This is a genomic window from Streptomyces phytophilus (assembly GCF_013870535.1).
Lineage (GTDB): Bacteria > Actinomycetota > Actinomycetes > Streptomycetales > Streptomycetaceae > Streptomyces > Streptomyces phytophilus.
Window position 1 is genome coordinate 1 of record NZ_JACBXC010000704.1, and the last position, 3,147, is coordinate 3,147.

The following is a 3,147-nucleotide window of genomic DNA, read 5'->3' on the forward strand; positions in this document are numbered from 1 at the left end:
GCGGTCCTGGGCGGGGGCCCGCCACAGGTGGCAGATGGCCAGCGCCAGCGCGTCGGCGGCGTCGGCCGGCTTCGGCGGGGCGTCGAGCCGCAGCAGCCGGGTGACCATGGCACCGACCTGCGCCTTGTCGGCCCGGCCCGAGCCGGTGACGGCGGCCTTGACCTCGCTGGGGGTGTGCAGCGCGACGGGCAGGCCGCGGCGGGCGGCGCAGAGGATGGCGACGGCGCTGGCCTGGGCGGTGCCCATGACGGTGCGGACGTTGTGCTGGCTGAAGACGCGCTCGACGGCGACGGCCTCCGGCACGTGCGCGTCGAGCCACTCCTCGACGCCGCGCTCGATGAGCAGCAGCCGCTCGGCGGTCGGGGCGTCGGAAGAGGTGCGCACGACGCCGACGGCGACCATCCGCAGCGCCCGGCCGGGCGCTCCGTCCACGACGCCCACGCCGCACCGCGTCAGCCCCGGGTCCACTCCGAGCACCCGCACCCGCCGCCCCCTCTCGTCCGCCCGCATACGTGTGTGCAGGCTACCGGCCGGCACCGACACCGCAGCCGAAGGGCCCGCCGGATGTCGCCATCCTGCGGGCCCGTCACGGCGTGCGCGTACGGCTCAGGCGGTGGCCTTCTCCATGACCTCGTCGGAGACGTCGAAGTTGGCGAAGACGTTCTGGACGTCGTCGCTGTCCTCCAGGGCGTCGATGAGCCGGAAGATCTTGCGGGCGCCCTCCTCGTCCAGCTCCACCTGCATGGTGGGGACGAAGTTCGCCTCGGCCGAGTCGTAGTCGATCCCGGCGTCCTGCAGCGCGGTGCGGACCGCGACCATGTCGCCGGCCTCGCTGAGCACCTCGAAGGACTCGCCCAGGTCGTTGACCTCCTCGGCGCCGGCGTCCAGCACCGCGGCGAGCACGTCGTCCTCGGCCGGCCCGCCCTTGGGGACGATCACCACGCCCTTGCGGTTGAACAGGTACGACACGGAGCCGGGGTCGGCCATGGAGCCGCCGTTGCGGGTCATGGCGACGCGGACGTCGGAGGCGGCGCGGTTGCGGTTGTCCGTCAGGCACTCGATGAGGACGGCCACGCCGTTGGGCCCGTAGCCCTCGTACATGATCGTCTCGTACTCGGCGCCGCCCGCTTCGAGACCGGCGCCGCGCTTGACGGCGCTGTCGATGTTCTTGTTCGGGACGGACTGCTTCTTGGCCTTCTGGATCGCGTCGTACAGCGTGGGATTTCCGTCGGGGTCCGATCCCCCCTGCCGCGCCGCGACCTCGACGTTCTTGATCAGCTTGGCGAAGAGCTTTCCTCGCTTGGCATCGATCACGGCCTTCTTGTGCTTGGTGGTTGCCCACTTAGAGTGGCCGGACACAGCCCCGCTCCATTCCGCGTTCCGCGCATTCGACTAACCGGCAACGAACTCGTCGATCCTACCGGTGCCGGTCAGCCCGCCCGGCGCACCATATCGGCGAAGAGAGCGTGCACGCGGTGGTCCCCGGTGAGTTCGGGATGGAACGACGTGGCCAGCAGCGGACCCTGCCGGACGGCGACGGGGTGCCCGCCGACCTCCGCCAGCCGCTCCACCCCCGCGCCGGTGGACTCCACCCACGGCGCCCGGATGAAGACGCCGTGCACCGGGCCGCCGGGGACGCCGGCGACCTCCAGCGGCACCTCGAACGACTCGTTCTGGCGGCCGAAGGCGTTGCGCCGCACGATCATGTCGATGCCGCCGACGGTCTCCTGGCCGGAGCGCGGGTCGAGGATCTTGTCGGCCAGCATGATCATGCCGGCGCAGGAGCCGTACGCGGGCATGCCCGCCCGCACCCGCTCGCGCAGCGGCTCCAGCAGCCCGAAGGCGACGGCGAGCTTGGACATCGTGGTGGACTCGCCGCCCGGGACGACCAGGCCGGACACCTCCGCCAGCTCCGCCGGCCGGCGCACCGGCACGGCGCTCGCGCCGGCCGCGGCGAGGGCCGCCAGGTGCTCGCGTACGTCGCCCTGGAGGGCGAGCACGCCGATGGCGGGGGTGTCCACGGGGGTCGTCCTCACCAGCCCCGGCCGGCGTAGCGCTCGGAGTCGTCCAGGGTGTCGAGGTTGATGCCGACCATGGCCTCGCCCAGGTTGCGGGAGGCGTCCGCGACGACCTTCGGGTCGTCGTAGAAGGTGGTGGCCTTGACGATGGCGGAGGCGCGCTTGGCCGGGTCGCCGGACTTGAAGATGCCGGAGCCGACGAAGACGCCCTCGGCGCCGAGCTGGCGCATCAGCGCGGCGTCGGCGGGGGTGGCGACGCCGCCGGCGGAGAACAGCACGACGGGCAGCTTGCCGAGCCGGGCCACCTCGGCGACCAGCTCGTACGGGGCGCGCAGCTCCTTGGCCGCGGCGTACAGCTCGTGGTTGTCCAGGCCGCGCAGGGCGCCGATCCCGTTCTTGATCTGGCGCAGGTGGCGGACGGCCTCGACGACGTTCCCGGTGCCGGCCTCGCCCTTGGAGCGGATCATGGCCGCGCCCTCGGCGATCCGGCGCAGGGCCTCGCCCAGGTTGGTGGCGCCGCAGACGAAGGGGGTGGTGAAGGCCCACTTGTCGGAGTGGTTGACCTCGTCGGCGGGGGTGAGCACCTCGGACTCGTCGACGTAGTCGACGCCGAGCGCCTGGAGGATCTGGGCCTCGACGAAGTGGCCGATGCGGGACTTGGCCATCACGGGGATGGAGACGGCCTCGATGATGCCCTCGATCATGTCGGGGTCCGACATGCGCGCCACGCCGCCGTCCTTGCGGATGTCGGCGGGCACCCGCTCCAGGGCCATCACCGCGACGGCGCCCGCGTCCTCGGCGATCTTCGCCTGCTCGGGCGTGACGACGTCCATGATCACGCCGCCCTTGAGCTGCTCGGCCATGCCGCGCTTGACGCGTGCGGTGCCGGTCTCGGGTGCCGACGACTGGGGGGCGGAGCTGGGCGTGCTGGACACGGTGGAACCTCGCTCGGTGATGTGGGTGCGGTGTGGGTGTGTGGGTGGCGTACGGTGCACCGCTTCCATCGTAAACACGTTCGGACGACGGGCCGAATGTGCGCCACGGTCAAGGAAACCCCAGGCGGGAGGGGTCGGGAAAGAGCCAATCGGCAAGCTGTGGCCGCCGAGCCGCCCGCGCCGCCCGCGGGGTC

4 protein-coding genes are annotated in these 3,147 nt (G+C 72.3%); all 4 read right to left on the reverse strand.

The features are described 5' to 3' along the window. Positions 1–483, reverse strand: a 483-nt coding sequence (gene ruvC / locus H5J30_RS23840) for a crossover junction endodeoxyribonuclease RuvC (RefSeq protein WP_181789427.1), incomplete at its 3' end; no start/stop codon positions are given. 123 nt (positions 484–606) lie between these two features. After that, positions 607–1,359, reverse strand: coding sequence for a YebC/PmpR family DNA-binding transcriptional regulator (locus H5J30_RS23845; protein WP_181789425.1), 753 nt, complete (start codon positions 1,357–1,359; stop codon positions 607–609). Between the two features lie 71 nt (positions 1,360–1,430). Then, positions 1,431–2,021, reverse strand: a complete 591-nt coding sequence (gene pdxT / locus H5J30_RS23850) for a pyridoxal 5'-phosphate synthase glutaminase subunit PdxT (protein WP_181789426.1) — start codon at positions 2,019–2,021, stop codon at positions 1,431–1,433. Positions 2,022–2,032: 11 nt separating this feature from the next. Next, on the reverse strand, positions 2,033–2,953 hold the full coding sequence (gene pdxS, locus H5J30_RS23855; RefSeq protein WP_018836751.1) for a pyridoxal 5'-phosphate synthase lyase subunit PdxS: 921 nt from the start codon (positions 2,951–2,953) through the stop codon (positions 2,033–2,035). Positions 2,954–3,147 lie beyond the last annotated feature (194 nt).